Raw genomic sequence first — 15958 nt, 5'->3', positions numbered from 1 at the left:
CACATGTCCGTAGGTTTGGGAATGCCGGCAGCCCCGGCCCCGACGCTCGCACCCCGTCGCAAGACCCGTCAGCTCAACGTGGGCGGCGTCGGCGTCGGCAGCGATAGCCCCATCTCGGTGCAGTCCATGTGCACCACCAAGACGCACGACGTCAACGCCACGTTGCAGCAGATCGCCGAGCTCACCGCGTCGGGTTGCGACATGGTGCGCGTCGCCTGCCCCCGGCAGGAGGACGCCGACGCGCTGCCGATCATCGCCAAGAAGGCGAACATCCCGGTCATCGCCGACATCCACTTCCAGCCGAAGTACATCTTCGCCGCGATCGACGCCGGCTGCGCCGCGGTGCGCGTGAACCCCGGCAACATCAAGGAGTTCGACGGCCGCGTCGGCGAGGTGGCGAAAGCCGCCGGCGCCGCGGGTATCCCGATCCGCATCGGCGTCAACGCGGGCTCGCTCGACAAGCGGCTCATGGAGAAGTACGGCAAGGCCACCCCGGAGGCGCTCGTCGAGTCCGCGCTGTGGGAGGCGAGCCTGTTCGAGGAGCACGGCTTCGGCGACATCAAGATCTCTGTCAAGCACAACGACCCGGTGATCATGGTCGAGGCCTACCGGCAGCTCGCCGCGCAGTGCGACTACCCGCTGCACCTCGGCGTGACCGAGGCGGGCCCGTCGTTCCAGGGCACCATCAAGAGCGCCGTGGCCTTCGGCTCCCTGCTCTCCGACGGCATCGGCGACACGATCCGCGTCTCCCTCTCGGCGCCGCCGGCGGAGGAGATCAAGGTGGGCGACGCGATCCTCCAGTCGCTCAACCTGCGGCCCCGCAAGCTGGAGATCGTCTCCTGCCCGTCGTGCGGTCGCGCGCAGGTCGACGTCTACAAGCTCGCGAACGAGGTGACCGCCGGTCTCGAGGGCATGGAGGTGCCGCTGCGCGTCGCCGTCATGGGCTGCGTCGTCAACGGCCCGGGCGAGGCCCGCGAGGCCGACCTCGGCGTCGCCTCCGGCAACGGCAAGGGCCAGATCTTCGTCAAGGGCGAGGTCATCAAGACCGTCCCCGAGTCCAAGATCGTGGAGACCCTGATCGAGGAAGCCCTGCGCATCGCGGAGGAGTCGGGGGATAGTGAGAGCGGAACGCCGGTCGTCACGGTGTCGTAGGCCGCGGCCCGCCGCTGCGTGCGGGCCGCGCCAGGGTTGAGGAGTCTTCAGTGTTGAGGATGCTGCACGAACGGCCGGTCCCGTCGCGGGACCTTCCGAGGGTGCTTGCCGTCCTCGACGACGACCCCGTTGCCGCGTGTATGGTCGCCGGCCGCGTGCAGGAGTGCGGCACCGAACCGGGCCGCCTCGGCGGCGAACTCTGGACCCACCGCGATGTGGGCGATTCGCTCTGCTTCTCCGGTGCCAACCTCATGCCGCTGCGGGGCGACCTCGAGGACATGCGTTACTTCGCGGGCCGCGCCGGGCGTGCGCACCGGACGGCCGCATCGGTCGTCGGTCGCGCCGAGATGGTGCTGCCCCTGTGGGAGGGGCTCGAGAGTTCGTGGGGCCCGGCCCGCGAGGTCCGCCCCGAGCAGCCTCTGATGACGATGAGCGAGCCCTCCCGGTTCGCGCACGCCGGCGTCCGGCCGGCCAGACTCGCCGAGCTCGACCGCTACCTCGACGCCGCGATCGCCATGTTCACCGCGGAGGTCGGAATCGACCCGCGCGGTGCCGACGGGGGCCGGGCCTACCGCCGCCGCGTCGCCAACACCATCCTCGCCGGGCGCGCGTACGTCCTGTTCGACGGTGCCGAGGTCGCCTTCAAGGCGGAGGTCGGCGCGGTCTCGCGGACCGTCGGGCAGATCCAGGGCGTGTGGGTGCGGCCCGACCTACGCGGGCAGGGACTCGGCGGCGCCGGCACCGCCGCGGTCGCGGAGGCGGTCCTCCGCTCGGGACGGTTGCCCAGCCTGTACGTCAACAGCTTCAACGTCGCGGCCCGCCGCGCGTATGAGCGCGTTGGCTTCCGCCAGGTGGCGACGTTCGCCACCGTCCTTCTGGCCTGATCCCTCGCGGGCGGCGCCGCGTCAGATGAACAGCGCGATCCCCATGCCGCCGAAGGCCAGAGCGATCGCGACGACGTAGACGACGAGCAGCCGGCGATAACGCCGTGGCGCGTCCTCCGGGGTGTACGAGTTGCTGAGAACGCCGACCAACACGGTGATCATCAGCGCGGCCGAACCGAACAGCGTCACCACGATCACCCAGTCCGTCGCGCTCTCGACGGGCGCCTTGCCATCGTCGCGAATGGCCCACTGCGCGAGGAAGTTCAACAGGAATCCCAGGATGATGCCGAGTGAGGTCACCATCGGTTGGCGCGCCTCGCGGATCTGATCGCTCATGCTTCACGCTCCTTCGTCTCGGCGGTAACGATATCGGTCGCACCTTGACTGAAAATTCAGTCAGTAATACGGTGGAGGGACGGCAGGGGCCCGACCGGTGCTGACCGCCGTGTTATGAGACGAAGAGGAACACCCACCATGCGACGCCGCACCTTCATTCAGACCTCGATCGCCGCACTCGGCGGCCTGCTCCTGACCGGATGCGCCGACGATGCCGCGGGCGAGGCGCAGGCCCGTGACGGCGGACCCTGGTTGATGCCGGAGGAGGGGACGCGGCACGCCCGCACCTGGTTGGCCTTCGCTGCGAGCGATCGCATCTGGGGTGCCGACCTGGTACCCGTGGTGCAGAGCAACCTGGCGCTGATCGCGACCACCATCGCGCGGTTCGAGCCGGTCTCGATGCTCGTGCCGCCGGCGCAGATGGCGCAGGCGCAGCGCCTGGTGAGCGGGTCCCGGGTCGAGCTCGTCCCGTGCGAGCTCGACGACCTGTGGATCCGCGACAGCGGGCCGACGTTCGTGAAGAACGGGTCGGCGAAGGCCGGAGTCGACTTCAACTTCAACGGCTGGGGGTCCAAGCAGCGCCACCGGCGCGACCGGGAGGTCGCGGGTTTCGTGACCGCCCGGGCCGGTGTGCCCGCGTTGCGCACGGACCTGGTGCTCGAGGGCGGGGCGCTCGAGGTCGACGGGGAAGGGACCGCGATCATCACCGAGAGCTGTGTGCTCAACGACAACCGCAATCGTGGCTGGACGAAGTCCGAGGTGGAGGACGAGCTTCGCGAGCTGCTCGGGATCCGGAAGGTCATCTGGCTGCCCGGGATCGCGGGCGAGGACATCACCGATGGGCACACCGACTTCTACGCGCGGTTCGCCCGGCCCGGCGTCGTGGTGGCGGGCCTGGAGACCGACCGGGACTCGTTCGATTACGACGTGACCCGCCGCCACCTCGAGATCCTGCGGGCCGCGACGGACGTGCACGGCAACAGGTTGCGCGTCGAGGTGATGGAGAGCCCATCGTCCGTGCGCGAGGAATTCGCGAGCGACGACTTCGCCGGCGGGTACATCAACTTCTACGTGTGCAACGGCGCGGTGATCGGCCCGGAGTTCGGGGCTCAGGACACTGACGCCGCGGCCCGCGCGACGATGCAGCGACTCTTCCCGGACCGGGAGGTCGTTCAGATCAACATCGACGGGATCGCGGCCGGTGGCGGAGGCATCCACTGCACGACGCAGCAGGAACCCGCGTGACGCGCCGGCAACCGTCGTGCGCGGCACCGTCGTGCGCGGCGGGAGACGCGCCCGCGCTCCGATACTGTGGGGGCCCATGACCGACCGCCGCACCCAGATCACGCAGGCCGCGGTCCGCGTCATCGCCCGCGACGGTGTCCGAGGGCTGCGGGTGGAGAAGCTCGCGGCGGAGGCGGGTGTCTCGACCGCACTGATCTACTACCACTTCCACGATCGCGACGGGATCGTCCACGCGGCGTTCGAGCAGATCAACCGCACCGCGGAGGCGTACACGGAGCCGCGGGCCGATGTCGGAGGTCCGCGCGAGCAGCTCCAGGCGATGCTGCTCGACGAGCTCCAGGACACCGACGAGGTGCGGACCACCAGCGTCGCCTGGGGCGAGCTCCGCGCGAGCGCCGTCTTCGAGCCCTCGCTCCGGGAGGACCTGCGCGGCGCCACCGACTCGTGGGACCGCGACGTCGCGGCGCTGGTCGAACAGATCCCGGAGGCGGCCGGCCGCGATGCCGCGGGGATCGCCACGCGGCTCACCGCCCTGGTCGAGGGGCTCAGCGAGCGGTGGCACAGCGGATCCCTCACCGTGGACAGGGCGCGGGCTCTTGTCATCGGCGCCGTGGAGGCCGAGCTGCCACCGGCTCGATGACCCGCAGGCTCCATTCCGCGGCTACTCTTCCTGCGTGAACGCATGGGGGTACGCGGCGGTCGTCGCGCTGATGGTGATCGGCCTGCTGGGGATCGTCGTCCCTGTCCTGCCGGGCTCGTCGGTGGTGGCACTCGGCATCCTGATCTGGGCGATCTTCACGGGCGGCAGCGCCTGGTGGGTGTTCGCCGCCGCGCTGGCGGTGATGGTGCTCGCCTGGGGCGTGAAGTACCTCGTCGGCGGCCGCAGGATGGCCAAGGCCGGGGTGGGGAAGTGGTCCCTCGTAGTCGGCGGCATCGCTGGCATCATCGGCTTCTTCGTGATCCCCGTCGTGGGCCTGATCATCGGCTTCATCGGCGGCACCTTCGCCGCCGAGGCGATCCGGCTGGGGGACGCGAAGGCCGGCTGGCAGGCGGCGGTCGCCGCCACCAAGGCCGCCGGCCTGCTCATCCTCATCGAGCTGGCCGGTGCGTTGGGCGCCATCGCGATCTGGCTGGCGGCGGTACTGACCTAGCAGACGTCGCGCACTCCGAGCGCCCCCAACCCAGTCGTCGGGCGCATCGTCTGCTGGACGTGTTTCGTAGGGTGACGGCATGAATCGGGATACGACGGCACTGTTCGACCTCACCGGCCGCACGGCGCTGGTCACGGGCGCGAGCTCGGGGATCGGGGCGGCGATCGCGACGGCGCTCGACGGTGCCGGCGCTCGCGTGCTGCGGGCGGGCCGCGACCGCGCACGGCTCGGGCCCGACGGGATCAGCGCCGACCTCGCCCACGGTGCCGCCGGCGTGATCGCGCAGGCCGACGCCCGGGCCGACGCCGTCGACATCCTGGTCAACTGCGCCGGCAGCAACCCGCGCCCGCCGCTCGGCGACATCGACGACGTGCTCTACCGCGAGATCCTCGCAGTGAACCTCGACGCCCCGTTCCAGCTCGGCCAGCACTACGGGCCGCGGATGGCCGCGCGGGGCTGGGGCCGGATCATCAACGTCGCGTCGACGCAGGCGCACCGCGCCTTCGGCAACAGCGGCGCCTACGGCGTCGCGAAGGCGGGCATCGCCGGCCTCACCCGCTCCCAGTCGGAAGCATGGGCCCCGTCCGGCGTCACCGCGAACTCGCTGACGCCGGGCCTGGTGGCGACGCCGATGACCACCGCGGTACTCGCCGATCCCGAACGCGCCGAGTACTTCCGGCGCCGCGCACATACCGCGACGCTCGGTGCACCGTCGGACTTCGCCGCGGCGGCGGTCTTCCTGGCAGGGCCCGGCTCGGCATTCGTGACCGGGCAGAATCTGTGCGTCGACGGCGGCCTGTCCGTCACCTAGAGCGTGGGCTGCGTTGAGGAATCGGCCGAATTCCGCGCCGCGATGCTCTCAGGCGATTGCGAGCGCGGATTCGGCCGATTCTCCGACTAGACGCGCTCGAGAACGACGCTCGCGCCGTGCCCACCCGCCGCGCAGATGCCGAGGAGTGCGGTGTCCTTGCCGGTGAGAGCCAGCTCGTTGGCCATCGTCGTGACCATGCGGGCGCCGGTGGCGCCGAACGGATGTCCGATCGACACGGAGCCGCCGTGGACGTTGAGCTTCTCGACGTCCACCTCACCGACGGCCTCGTCGCGACCCAGCCGCTCGGCCGCCCAGTCCGGGCTGGCGAGGGCATCGAGCACGGAGAGGGTCTGTGCGGCGAAGGCCTCGTGGATGTCGACGAGATCGACGTCCTCCAGCTTCAGGCCCGCCTTCTCCAGCGCGCGGGGCATGGAGATTGCGGGGCCGATGAGCACCTCGTCGGCGGGGTCGACGCTGACGTAGCTCCAGGAGCGGATCGCGGCCAAAGGCGTCAGACCGAGCTCGCGGGCCTTCTCCTCGCTCATGATCAGGACCGCGGCGGCGCCGTCGGTGAGCGGGCTGGCGTTGCCCGCCGTGACGGTGCCCTCGCGCTCGAAGGCCGGCTTCAGTCGCGCCATCTTCTCGGCGCTCGTGTCGTCGCGGACGAGTCCGTCGCGGGTCACGGTCTTCCCCTCGGGCGTGGTCACCGGCACCACCTCGCGGTCGAACCGGCCCGAGGCGATGGCAGCGGCGGCGCGGGCGTGCGAACGGGCGGCGAACGCGTCCTGCGCCTCTCGCGTGATGCCGTGGATCCGCGCCATCTTCTCGGCGGATTCGCCCATCACCTCGCCGGTGGTGCGCTCCTCAATGCGCGGGCGGCTGGGTAGGAGACCGGTGAACGGCGCTAGGCCGATCGCGGCGTCGAGGTAGGCGCGGGGCGAGGGCTTGCCGAGCGCGAGAGGAGCGGCCGCCTGGACGAGCTTCTGCGGCAGGTTGACCGCCGCGTTGGAGACCGAGTCGGAGCCACCGGCGACCATCACGTCGTATTCGCCGCGCTCGATCGCCGCGGCGGCGGTGGTGACGGCCTGCAGGCCGGAGGCGCAGGCGCGGGTCACGGTGTGCCCCTCGACGCCGTGCCCGAGGCCCAGGTCGAGCGCGATCTCGCGGGCGATGTTGGGGGCGCCCGCGGGCAGGATGACTCCGCCCCAGACGATGGCCTCGATCCGGTCGGCGACGGCGGGAACGCGGTCGAGCAACCCGCCGACGGCCTGGTCGGCAAGCGCGATGCTGTCGAGGTGGGTGTAGTCGCCGAAGGCGCGGACGAACGGGGTACGTGCGCCGGAGACGATCACGGCGCGACGGGGCGAGGCAGTGGTCATACCGCTATCTTACTCACGAGTCAGTTCCCGGGCGTGACCCCGGTCACCGCGGCGAGTTCAGTCACCTGCGTCTCACCGGCCACACCCCAGCGCGGCAACCCGAACCCGGCGGCCCACCGTCCTACGCTGGGCCGGTGAACAAGCCGTTGCGCCGCGCCGTCGTGATCCTCGCCCTCGTGGCGCTGGTCGCGACCGGCGGCTGCTCGCCGGCGAACACCAACGGCCCGGGGCCGCTCGCGGCGCGCTTCGGCGACGCCCTCGCCGGCCACGACCTCGACGCCGCGGCCGCGCTGACGACGACGCCCGAGACGGCGAACAAGGCGCTGCAGGCCGCGTTCGCCGGGCTGCAGGCCCGGGGCGTCCAGCTCAAGGTCGGGCAGGTGCGGACCGCCGGCGCGACCAGCGAGGTCGAGTACGAGTACATCTGGGACCTGCCCGCCGAGCAGGGACGCTCCGGCAGGTCGTGGGATTACCGCGGCTCGCTCACCGCCGTGCAGGAGAACGGGCAGTGGCGGGTGCGCTGGGCGCCGTCGGTGCTGCACCCCCGGCTCGGCGCGAACCAGACGATGGTGCTCCGCGCCCTGCCCGCGGACAAGGCGCCCGTGAACTCGGCGTCCGGCGGCTCCGTGCTCGTGCCCGGGGTGATCACGCGGATCCGGATCGAGGCGTCCAAGGTCGTGGCGCCCACCACGGTGCTCGACGTAGCCGGCCAGCTGACCCGCGCGCTGCAGCCGATCCTGCCCAACCTCGATCCGGTGCAGATCACCGAGCAGGCGACCTCGTTGAGCGCCCCGTACACAGTGGCCTCCGTGAACCAGGAGGATCTGCGTAAGCTCGCCGGCGACGTCACGTCGCTCCCCGGGGTCACCCTCGTCGAGCAGGCCGATCTGGTGCCCACCGACCGCACCTTCGCGCCCGCGCTCATGTCGTCGATCAAGCAGAACGTCACCGGCGACCTGGCCGGCAAAGACGGCTGGGAGGTGATCGCGCAGGCCGACACCGGCGCGCGGGTCTCCACGCTGTCGTCCACTGCGGCACAGCCGGCGCCCGCTGTGTCGGTGAGCATCTCGCCGATCGCGCAGGCCGCCGCACAGGCCGCTGTGAACACCCGCCGCGACCGGCAGTCGATGATGGTCGTGATCCAGCCCTCGACCGGCAACGTGCTCGCCGTCGCGCAGAACTCCGAGGCGGACAAGCTCGGCTCGCTCGCCACCTCGGGCCTGTACCCGCCGGGCTCCACCGGGAAGATCGTCACCGCGACCGCGGCCATCTCCGCGGGCATCGCCACCCCGGAGACGATCGTGCCGTGCCCCGGCACCCTCACCATCGGTGAGCGCGAGGTGCCCAACTACAACCGCTTCGCCCTCGGCGATGTGACGATGCAGCGCGCCTTCGCCCGCTCCTGCAACACGAGCTTCGCCTTCCTCGGTGCCAAGCTCAAGCCCGAGGCGCTCACCACTGCGGCCGCCGAACTCGGCATCGGGCCTGACTACACCATCGCCGGGCTGCCCGTCTCGTCCGGCCAGTACCCGCTGCCCAAGGCCATGGTCAACCAGGTCGAGGACAGCTTCGGCCAGGGCGAGGTGCTGGTCAGTCCATTCGCCATGGCGCTGGCTGTCGCGTCCGTCGCGCACGGCGGTGCGGTCACCCCGCAGCTGCTGCTCGGGAAGCCCACCAAGGTCGACGGGGAGCGGCCCCCGCTCGACCTCAAGGCGGCCGACGGCGTGCGCGCCATGATGCGCGAGGTCGTCGCGTCCGGTACGGCCGAGCTGATCCGGGGCTCCGGGGACATCCTCGGCAAGACGGGTGAGGCGGAGGTCGACGGCGGCTCGCACGCCTGGTTCGTCGGTTACCGCGGCGACCTGGCCTTCGCCACCCTGGTCGTGCTCGGCGGCAGCTCCGACAATGCCGTCGCGGTCACCAAAGAGTTCTTCGACCGCTTCGACGCCCCCGTCTCCGCCGTTCCCAACTGACCCCCGTTCGGTCGGGTCACAGGCGGTCCCAACGCGCACCGATCGTGTAGCTCGTCGACCAGGTGCTCGTGCCGCGGGGTGGCCATTGCACGGTCACGACCAGCGGACCGATGTCGACCTTGGCGTCGCCGACCATGAACTGCACGCTGTTCGCGGTGTCGGTGAAGTACGTTCCCCGGAACGCGATCCGCGGCGGTGAGGTGTCGAAGCTGGAAGGCTCGCCGCTGGCCCATGCCCGTAGGTACCGGGTGCCCTTCTCGTCCCGGCACACCGCGAACCGGTACGGGTCCATGGCGCGGCCTCCGATGATCAGCGTGACGGGAAGATCGGACCCGTCGCACCGCGCAGAAGCGTTCTTGAAGCCGCGGCGGTCCGTGTCAGCGGGAACGGTTCCTCGGCCGGCCGGGAGGGCGAGCGCTGCGCTCACCTCCACCGGATCGACGGTGGCCCGGCCCTCGACGGTGGTCGTGCATCCTGTCAGGACGGCCCCTCCGGCACACAGCACCGTCACCGCGTACGCCGTGCGGAGGGCCTTCTTCGCCGGCGCAGCCTGCCCGACGGCGCGCTGCATGCGAGTCATAGTCTCTCCCAGGGCTGGATCGGTCGGATTCGCGACCGTGCAATCGGCGGTGAGGCGAGTGCAAGGCTGCGGCATCGTAGGAAGCTACCGAGCGTTGCGACGAGCTTCAAGAGACGAGGATTACAGCGACTCGAGTTGCGTTTTTCGGGTCGTCGTGCGGCGCCCGGGTCCGGTCCGACGGAGATATCCGATTGCTGTCGCGATGGAGTCGGCGAGGGTGCGGCCGTCGTCGCGCCGGCAGGGCGCCGCCTCGGCGGCGCTGCGCGAGGTGGTCCGGTGCGCCGCGGGATTCGGGCTGGCGGGGGGTCCTCGTGACCTGCGACGAGAGCAACCGGGGCCTCGTGCCGCACCGCGGAATCGGCGGGCGGTGTGCTTACCCGGATCTGCCCCGTCGACGACTACGGCATAGGCAACGGCTTCCTCGAACCCACCTATCACTATTGGATCCCCACCGGGCCCGACGGCGTGCGAGCGGTGCCGATTACGCTGAACGGATGACCCGCGCTGCACTCGTTCCCGGCACCGTCTCACCCCGTCTGGCCGTCCCGGCGAAGATCGTGCGACCCGAGTACGTCGACAAGCCGTCGGCGAACGAGGGCAACGAGCCGTGGGTGCAGACCCCGGAGACGATCGAGAAGATGCGGGTGGCCTCGCGGATCGCCGCCGATGCCCTGCAGGCCGCGGGTGCCGCAGTGGTACCCGGTGTCACCACCGACCACCTCGATCGGGTGGCGCACGAGTACATGCTCGACCACGGCGCCTACCCGTCGACGCTGGGCTATCGCGGCTTCCCCAAGAGCTGCTGCACGAGTCTCAACGAGGTGATCTGCCACGGTATCCCGGACTCGACGGTGATCGAGGACGGCGACATCGTCAACATCGACGTGACCGCCTACATCGACGGGGTGCACGGCGATACCAACGCCACCTTCCTGGCCGGCGACGCCTCCGAGGAGCACCGCCTGTTGGTCGAGCGCACGCGCATTGCCACCGAGCGCGCCATCAAGGCCGTCAAGCCCGGGCGTGAGCTCAACGTGGTCGGCCGCGTCATCGAGTCCTACGCGAATCGCTTCGGCTACACCGTGGTCCGCGACTTCACCGGCCACGGCATCGGCGAGACCTTCCACAACGGCCTCGTCGTGCTGCACTACGACGAGCCCAACGTCGAGACGGTGCTGGAGCCCGGCATGGTGTTCACCATCGAGCCGATGATCAACCTCGGCGGACTCGATTACGAGATCTGGTCCGACGGCTGGACCGTCGCCACCACCGACAAGAAGTGGACCGCGCAGTTCGAGCACACGCTCGTCGTCACGGACGACGGTGCCGAGATCCTCACCCTGCCGAGCGCCCCCACCGCGTAGCCGTGCGCGGCGCACTCCTCCTCGCCGGCGCCACCTCCGACGCCGGCAAGTCCACCGTCACGGCCGGGCTCTGCCGCCTCCTGGCCCGACGGGGCGTGCGCGTCGCGCCGTTCAAGGCGCAGAACATGTCCAACAACTCCGTCGCGACCGTGGAGGCCGACGGAACCAGCGGCGAGATCGGGCGCGCCCAGGCGACGCAGGCGCTCGCGTGCGGACTGGCACCGTCGACTCGGTTCAACCCGGTCCTCCTCAAGCCCGGCAGCGACCGCCGCAGCCAGCTCGTCCTGCATGGCCGGCCGGTCGGCGACGTGGGCGCCCGCGACTACGTCACCCGGCGGCAGTGGCTGCTCGACGAGGTGACCACCACGCTGCAGGCCCTGCGCGACGAGTTCGACGTGGTGCTCTGCGAGGGCGCCGGCAGTCCCGCCGAGATCAACCTGCGCGCCACCGACATCGCCAACATGGGGCTCGCGAGGGCCGCGAACCTGCCGACGCTGATCGTCGGCGACATCGACCGCGGGGGAGTGCTCGCGCACCTCGCGGGCACCGTCGCCGTGATGCCGCCGGACGACCAGCGCCTCGTGTACGGCTTCCTCATCAATCGCTTCCGCGGCGACGTCTCGCTCCTCCAGCCAGGTCTCGAGCAGCTCGAGGAGATCACCCAGCGTCCCACCCTCGGCGTGCTCCCGTACCTCACCGACCTGTGGCTCGACGCCGAGGACTCGCTCGCCGCGCTCGGCGCGGATCTCGTCGGCCGGGGATCGGCGTACCCGGATCCGATCCGCGTGGCCGCGATCGCGCTGCCGCGCGTCTCCAACACCACCGACGTCGAGGCCCTCGCGTGCGAGCCCGGTCTGACCGTCCGCTGGACCACGAGGCCCGCCGACGTCGCCGACGCTGATCTGGTGGTGGTCCCCGGCAGCAAGAGCACCGTCGGCGACCTGGCCTGGCTCCGCGAGCGCGGCCTTGCCGACGCCCTCGCCCGCCGCGCGGGGGCAGGCGGCCCGATCGTCGGGATCTGCGGCGGCTATCAGATGCTCGGTCGCAGCATTGCCGATCCGAACGGTGTCGAGGCTGCCGCCGGCACCCGCGTCGACGGCCTCGGGATCCTCGACCTCGACGTCGAGTTCGCGCGCACCAAATGCGTCCGGAACGTGGCCGGGACCGGGCTCGGCGCCGCCGCGACCGGCTACGAGATTCACCACGGCACCGTTGTCCGGACCGCGGAAGTCCCTGCGCTGCAGGGGCCGGACGGGCCGGAGGGAGCCCTGCGTGACGGGGTCCTCGGCACCCACTGGCACGGCCTGTTCGGGTCCGACGCGCTCCGCCGCGCCTATCTCGAGCGCACCTTCCCCGGCCGGGATCTCGGGCCCGGTACGAGTTACGACGGTGCGCGGCTGGCCCAGCTCGACGCGATCGCCGACGCGATCGAGGAGCACTGCGATATGGAAGCGATCGTGGCGCCCCTGCAATCGTTGCATCAAAATTCGGCGATCCTGCCGACCATCCGGATCACGAGTGACTAGCGTTACCGGTCATGGGGATCGATTCAGCGCAGACGGTGCAGGTGCCTGCGGGCTCGTGGACCTTCGACGTCTCGGTCGGGGGGGCTGAGCACGGCGTACCCGTACTGCTGCTGCACGGATTCCCGCAGACAGAGGAGTGCTTCGACCAGGTTCGGGAGCGCCTCCACGAGGCGGGACTGCGCACCATCGCGCCCCGCCAGCGTGGTTACAGCCCCGGCGCCCGCCCGGTGGGCGTCGATCAGTACACGATGAAGCACCTCGCCGAGGACGCCGCACGCATCCTCGACGCGCTCGAGGTGTCCTACGCGCACGTCGTCGGCCACGGCCTCGGCGCGACGGTGGCATGGCACTTCGCCGCCGCCTATCCACTGCGCGCCATGAGCCTGACGGCGGTCTCGTTCGGCCACCCGTCGGCGTTCGGCGACGCGATGGCGAACGATCAGGACCAGCGGCAGCGTTCGCGCTACCTGGAGCTGTTCCTGCGGTCCGGCGAAGCGGAGAAGGCGCTGCTCGCGAACGACGCGCGCACGTTACTCGCCACGGCACCGGGCGGCGGGATCGACTCCCTGGCGGACGAGCCGACGCTCACGGCCGCCCTGAGCTGGTATCGGGCGAACCTGGCGCCCGGCGGCGAGGGGCTGGATTGCCCCGTGATCGAGGTGCCCACCACGCTGGTCTGGGGCACCCGCGACGCCATCGCTGGGGCTGCGCAGGCTAAGGGCACCGCCCACTACCTCCGGGCCGACTACCGGCTCAGCGAGGTGCCCGACGGTGACCACTGGCTCCCGTTGCGCGCTCCCGCGGCGCTGGCCTCGGAGATCGCGCTGCGGACGCTCCGGAACTGACCGCGCGCTCGCGCGGCCGTCCCGGAGCGGCGTGGGCTACTTGTCGCTGCCGCAGGTGCAGCTGTCGCCGCACGAGCAGTTCTCGCACGTGCAGTTCGGGTTGGAGCAACCGGGGACCTTCAAATCATGCTGATTCATGCATGTGACTGTACCCCGCGGCGCCCCGGCGATCACGCGTCCTTCGCAAGCCCCAGCAGTGCGTTCTCCACCAGCTCCGGCAGCGCCGGGTGGATCCAGTACTGCCCGCGCGCGAACTCCTGCGCCGGGATCGAGAAGGACATCGCCGTGATCGCCGACTGGATCAGCGCCGACGCCTGGTGCCCCACGATGTGCGCGCCGACCAGCAGCCCCGTCGACCTGTCCGCGATGAGCTTGCACACGCCCTCGGCATCGGCCATGGCCCAGCCGTAGGCGATGTCGGCGTACCGCTGCTCGGCGACGGCCACGTCGATGCCGCGCGAGCGGGCCTCGGCCTCGGTCAGCCCGACCGACGCCACCTGCGGGCGGGAGAAGACTGCGCCGGGCACGAACCGGTGATCGGACGTCGCGCCGGGGGAGTCCCACCCCGAGAGGAGGTTCTCCGCAACCACCCGCGCCTCGTGGTTCGCCACGTGCCGCAGCGGGAACCGCGTGCTCACATCGCCCAGAGCCCACACGCCGCGGACCGGAGTGCGCTGGTGCTCGTCCACCGGGACGCGCCCGGCACCGTCGAGCTCGATGCCGATGGCCGGAAGCGCGAGCGAGTCGCCGTTGGGCGTGCGCCCCGTCGCGACGAGTAGGACGTCGCCCGCCACCGTCGAGCCGTCGGTGAGGTCCACCTCGACGCCGTCGCCCACCGGCCGGGTCGCGGTGACCTCGGTGCTCAGGCGCACGTCCCACCGCGACGAGGCGGCCTCGGTGAAGGCCTCGGAGATGGTCTGATCCTGCGAGCGCAGCAGCCGCTCGCCCCGCGCCACGACGGTCACCTCGGCGCCCAGACCGGCGAAGACGTGCGCGAACTCGGCCGCGATGTAGCCGCTGCCGACGATGATCACGCGCCCGGGCAGCGCGTCGAGCCGCATGATCGTGTCGTTGGTGTGGAAGGGGGCCGCGCCGTCGGCGGTGAAGACGGGCGGGATCACGGGCCGCGAGCCGGCCGAGATCACCACATCGCGCCCGGTGACGACGGTGCCGTCGGCCAGCTCGAGGCGGTGCAGCCCGTCGCCGGAGCCCGGAAGGAACCACGCCTCCTGCTGGAAGACGGTGATGTTGGGGCACTTGTCCTCGCGGTAGCGCAGCCCGCCGGCGGCGTACCGGTCGATCCGCCCGAAGACCCGGTCGCGGATGTCGGCCCACCGAGTGCCGGTGATCTCGGCGTCCACGCCGACCACGCCGCCGTCCCGGGCCTCGTCGGCGACGTCGGCGGGGTAGACGAACATCTTGGTCGGGATGCAGCCGACGTTCAGGCAAGTGCCGCCGAAGGCGCCGTTGAACTGCCCCTTGTCGACGATCGCGATCGAGCGGTCGTCGAAGCGGTCGTCGGGGATAGTGTTGCCGGCCCCGGACCCGATGATGACGAGATCGAAGACGTGCTCGGCCATGTCAGGCCTCGATCTCGCGGGCCAGCCACGCGCCCAACTCGGCGTACGCGGTGTCTCGGGCGCCCTTCTCGGACAGGAAGACGTCGTGCTTGGCGTTCTGGACGGGGATCACCGTGAGGCGGCCGCCGAGCGCGCCCGACCACTTCGCGATCTGCCGGGTGTCGAGGACGATGTCGGCGCGGCCCGCCTCCTCGCTCCACTCCTTGGGCGCGAAGCTCTTCGTCGAGCGCAGGACGAGCGACGGGACGCCGACGTCCAGGCCGCGGTGCAGCAGGCTGTGCGCGACGCGGACGGCGCGCAGCCAGCCGAAGCGCACGGGGAAGCCCTCGATCGGCTTGATCCGGATGTCGAAGTCGAACTCGCCGTGCTCGTCGGCGTGGATGGTCTGGCCGTAGACGCCGACCGCCTCGACCGGGACGGTGCGGGTGCCCACGGCCTTGCCGACGAGCTTGACCACGGGCGTCGCGACCTCACGCAGCACCGCGGAGCCCTGCAGGTCGAACCACGGGCTGTCGAGCACCAGACCGACGATCGGAGCGGTGCGGCCCGCCCGGCGGCGACGGTCGAGCCACAGCGGGGTGATCAGTCCGCCGGTGGAGTGCGCCGCGACGACGACGCCGAGGCCGGGGTGCTCCTCCTCGATCGCCGCGACCGCGAGGTCCAGTTCGGCGTCGTAGACGGCGAAATCGGTCGCGTAGTGCGCCGACTGGCCCTCCCGCAGCGACCGTCCGCACTTGCGCAGGTCCAGCGCGTAGAAGGCGTAGCCGCGGTCAGCGAAGAACTCGGCGATCGCGGTCTGGAAGAAGTAATCCGAGAAGCCGTGCACCCACAGCACCGCGCGCTGAGGATCCACGGGACCGGCGACGTGCTTGACCAGCGTGGCGACGACGTCGCCGCCCGGCTCGCCGTCCGGGTCGGGGCCCAGCTCGAAGGTGTGGGCGACGAAGTCGTCGCCGAGGATGTCGGGGGAGTAGGTCAGCTCAGTGGTCGCCACGGCTTCACTGTAATGACGGCGCGGCGGCTCGTGGCACCGCGCGGACGGTCCGGTGGTACTGCACGGTGTGCCGCGCGCCACCGGAGGGCCCCGGAGTAAGGTTCTCGCGCAGAAGGGGGCCGCTGTGTGGCCCCGCCC

15 protein-coding genes are annotated in these 15958 nt (G+C 71.0%); 10 read left to right on the top strand and 5 right to left on the bottom strand.

Annotated features, from left to right (window positions below; genetic code table 11):
* Positions 1–3: 3 nt before the first annotated feature.
* Together ispG and HNP44_RS09550 are read left to right on the top strand one after the other, a co-directional pair.
* On the top strand, positions 4–1152 hold the full coding sequence (ispG, locus tag HNP44_RS09555) for a flavodoxin-dependent (E)-4-hydroxy-3-methylbut-2-enyl-diphosphate synthase (RefSeq protein ID WP_068524936.1): 1149 nt from the start codon (positions 4–6) through the stop codon (positions 1150–1152).
* A 50-nt stretch (positions 1153–1202) separates the two neighbouring features.
* Positions 1203–2036: a GNAT family N-acetyltransferase gene (locus HNP44_RS09550; protein WP_259139941.1), complete on the top strand. Its 834-nt coding sequence runs from the start codon at positions 1203–1205 to the stop codon at positions 2034–2036.
* Positions 2037–2057: 21 nt separating this feature from the next.
* On the opposite strand, the gene HNP44_RS09545 is transcribed toward HNP44_RS09550, so the two are convergent.
* On the bottom strand, positions 2058–2372 hold the full coding sequence (locus HNP44_RS09545) for a hypothetical protein (protein ID WP_259139942.1): 315 nt from the start codon (positions 2370–2372) through the stop codon (positions 2058–2060).
* Between the two features lie 138 nt (positions 2373–2510).
* On the opposite strand from HNP44_RS09545, the gene HNP44_RS09540 reads away from it, so the two are divergent.
* From HNP44_RS09540 to HNP44_RS09525, 4 genes are all read left to right on the top strand, one after another.
* Positions 2511–3617 (top strand): agmatine deiminase family protein, encoded by a 1107-nt coding sequence (locus HNP44_RS09540; protein WP_259139943.1) that lies wholly within the window; start codon positions 2511–2513, stop codon positions 3615–3617.
* Positions 3618–3693: 76 nt separating this feature from the next.
* Entirely contained in the window at positions 3694–4257 is a 564-nt protein-coding gene (locus HNP44_RS09535) for a TetR/AcrR family transcriptional regulator (RefSeq protein WP_259139944.1), read from the top strand.
* A gap of 34 nt (positions 4258–4291) precedes the next feature.
* Positions 4292–4768 (top strand): DUF456 domain-containing protein, encoded by a 477-nt coding sequence (locus tag HNP44_RS09530; RefSeq protein ID WP_259139945.1) that lies wholly within the window; start codon positions 4292–4294, stop codon positions 4766–4768.
* A 79-nt stretch (positions 4769–4847) separates the two neighbouring features.
* Positions 4848–5579, top strand: coding sequence for an SDR family NAD(P)-dependent oxidoreductase (locus HNP44_RS09525; RefSeq protein WP_259139946.1), 732 nt, complete (start codon positions 4848–4850; stop codon positions 5577–5579).
* Positions 5580–5665: 86 nt separating this feature from the next.
* On the opposite strand, the gene HNP44_RS09520 is transcribed toward HNP44_RS09525, so the two are convergent.
* Complete coding sequence (locus HNP44_RS09520) at positions 5666–6958, bottom strand: acetyl-CoA C-acyltransferase (protein ID WP_259139947.1); 1293 nt, start codon at positions 6956–6958, stop codon at positions 5666–5668.
* Positions 6959–7092: 134 nt separating this feature from the next.
* On the opposite strand from HNP44_RS09520, the gene HNP44_RS09515 reads away from it, so the two are divergent.
* The gene (locus HNP44_RS09515; protein WP_259139948.1) at positions 7093–8931 is read left to right on the top strand and encodes a penicillin-binding transpeptidase domain-containing protein; all 1839 of its coding nucleotides are present in this window, start codon (positions 7093–7095) and stop codon (positions 8929–8931) included.
* 16 nt (positions 8932–8947) lie between these two features.
* On the opposite strand, the gene HNP44_RS09510 is transcribed toward HNP44_RS09515, so the two are convergent.
* Positions 8948–9511: a hypothetical protein gene (locus tag HNP44_RS09510; protein WP_259139949.1), complete on the bottom strand. Its 564-nt coding sequence runs from the start codon at positions 9509–9511 to the stop codon at positions 8948–8950.
* A gap of 494 nt (positions 9512–10005) precedes the next feature.
* Between HNP44_RS09510 and map the strand changes: the two genes are divergently transcribed.
* From map to HNP44_RS09495, 3 genes are read left to right on the top strand one after another with little or no spacing between them, the layout of a single operon-like run.
* Positions 10006–10875: a type I methionyl aminopeptidase gene (gene map, locus HNP44_RS09505; protein WP_259139950.1), complete on the top strand. Its 870-nt coding sequence runs from the start codon at positions 10006–10008 to the stop codon at positions 10873–10875.
* A gap of 2 nt (positions 10876–10877) precedes the next feature.
* Positions 10878–12401 (top strand): cobyric acid synthase, encoded by a 1524-nt coding sequence (locus HNP44_RS09500; protein ID WP_259139952.1) that lies wholly within the window; start codon positions 10878–10880, stop codon positions 12399–12401.
* An 11-nt stretch (positions 12402–12412) separates the two neighbouring features.
* The gene (locus tag HNP44_RS09495; protein ID WP_259139953.1) at positions 12413–13246 is read left to right on the top strand and encodes an alpha/beta fold hydrolase; all 834 of its coding nucleotides are present in this window, start codon (positions 12413–12415) and stop codon (positions 13244–13246) included.
* A 170-nt stretch (positions 13247–13416) separates the two neighbouring features.
* Here HNP44_RS09495 and HNP44_RS09490 read toward each other — a convergent pair whose 3' ends face one another.
* Together HNP44_RS09490 and HNP44_RS09485 are read right to left on the bottom strand one after the other, a co-directional pair.
* A complete protein-coding gene (locus HNP44_RS09490; RefSeq protein WP_259139954.1) occupies positions 13417–14826 on the bottom strand; it encodes a mycothione reductase in 1410 nt (469 codons plus the stop codon).
* 1 nt (position 14827) lies between these two features.
* Positions 14828–15820 carry an alpha/beta hydrolase gene (locus HNP44_RS09485; protein WP_259139955.1) on the bottom strand — a complete coding sequence of 331 codons (993 nt, stop codon included), beginning with the start codon at positions 15818–15820 and terminating at the stop codon, positions 14828–14830.
* Positions 15821–15958: the final 138 nt, after the last annotated feature.

The sequence above is a fragment of the Tsukamurella ocularis genome (assembly GCF_024807615.1).
GTDB classification, from domain to species: domain Bacteria; phylum Actinomycetota; class Actinomycetes; order Mycobacteriales; family Mycobacteriaceae; genus Tsukamurella; species Tsukamurella ocularis.
The sequence above is the reverse complement of the archived record's forward strand: the minus strand, read 5'-3'. Positions and strand labels throughout refer to the sequence as shown.

What these genes read in the sequence shown, in the direction of transcription:
- ispG (WP_068524936.1), top strand. Translation starts at nt 4, where the DNA reads ATGTCCGTAGGTTTGGGAATGCCGGCAGCCCCGGCCCCGACGCTCGCA.
- HNP44_RS09545 (WP_259139942.1), bottom strand. Translation starts at nt 2,372, where the DNA reads ATGAGCGATCAGATCCGCGAGGCGCGCCAACCGATGGTGACCTCACTC.
- HNP44_RS09540 (WP_259139943.1), top strand. Translation starts at nt 2,511, where the DNA reads ATGCGACGCCGCACCTTCATTCAGACCTCGATCGCCGCACTCGGCGGC.
- HNP44_RS09535 (WP_259139944.1), top strand. Translation starts at nt 3,694, where the DNA reads ATGACCGACCGCCGCACCCAGATCACGCAGGCCGCGGTCCGCGTCATC.
- HNP44_RS09525 (WP_259139946.1), top strand. Translation starts at nt 4,848, where the DNA reads ATGAATCGGGATACGACGGCACTGTTCGACCTCACCGGCCGCACGGCG.
- HNP44_RS09520 (WP_259139947.1), bottom strand. Translation starts at nt 6,958, where the DNA reads ATGACCACTGCCTCGCCCCGTCGCGCCGTGATCGTCTCCGGCGCACGT.
- HNP44_RS09510 (WP_259139949.1), bottom strand. Translation starts at nt 9,511, where the DNA reads ATGACTCGCATGCAGCGCGCCGTCGGGCAGGCTGCGCCGGCGAAGAAG.
- map (WP_259139950.1), top strand. Translation starts at nt 10,006, where the DNA reads ATGACCCGCGCTGCACTCGTTCCCGGCACCGTCTCACCCCGTCTGGCC.
- HNP44_RS09495 (WP_259139953.1), top strand. Translation starts at nt 12,413, where the DNA reads ATGGGGATCGATTCAGCGCAGACGGTGCAGGTGCCTGCGGGCTCGTGG.
- HNP44_RS09490 (WP_259139954.1), bottom strand. Translation starts at nt 14,826, where the DNA reads ATGGCCGAGCACGTCTTCGATCTCGTCATCATCGGGTCCGGGGCCGGC.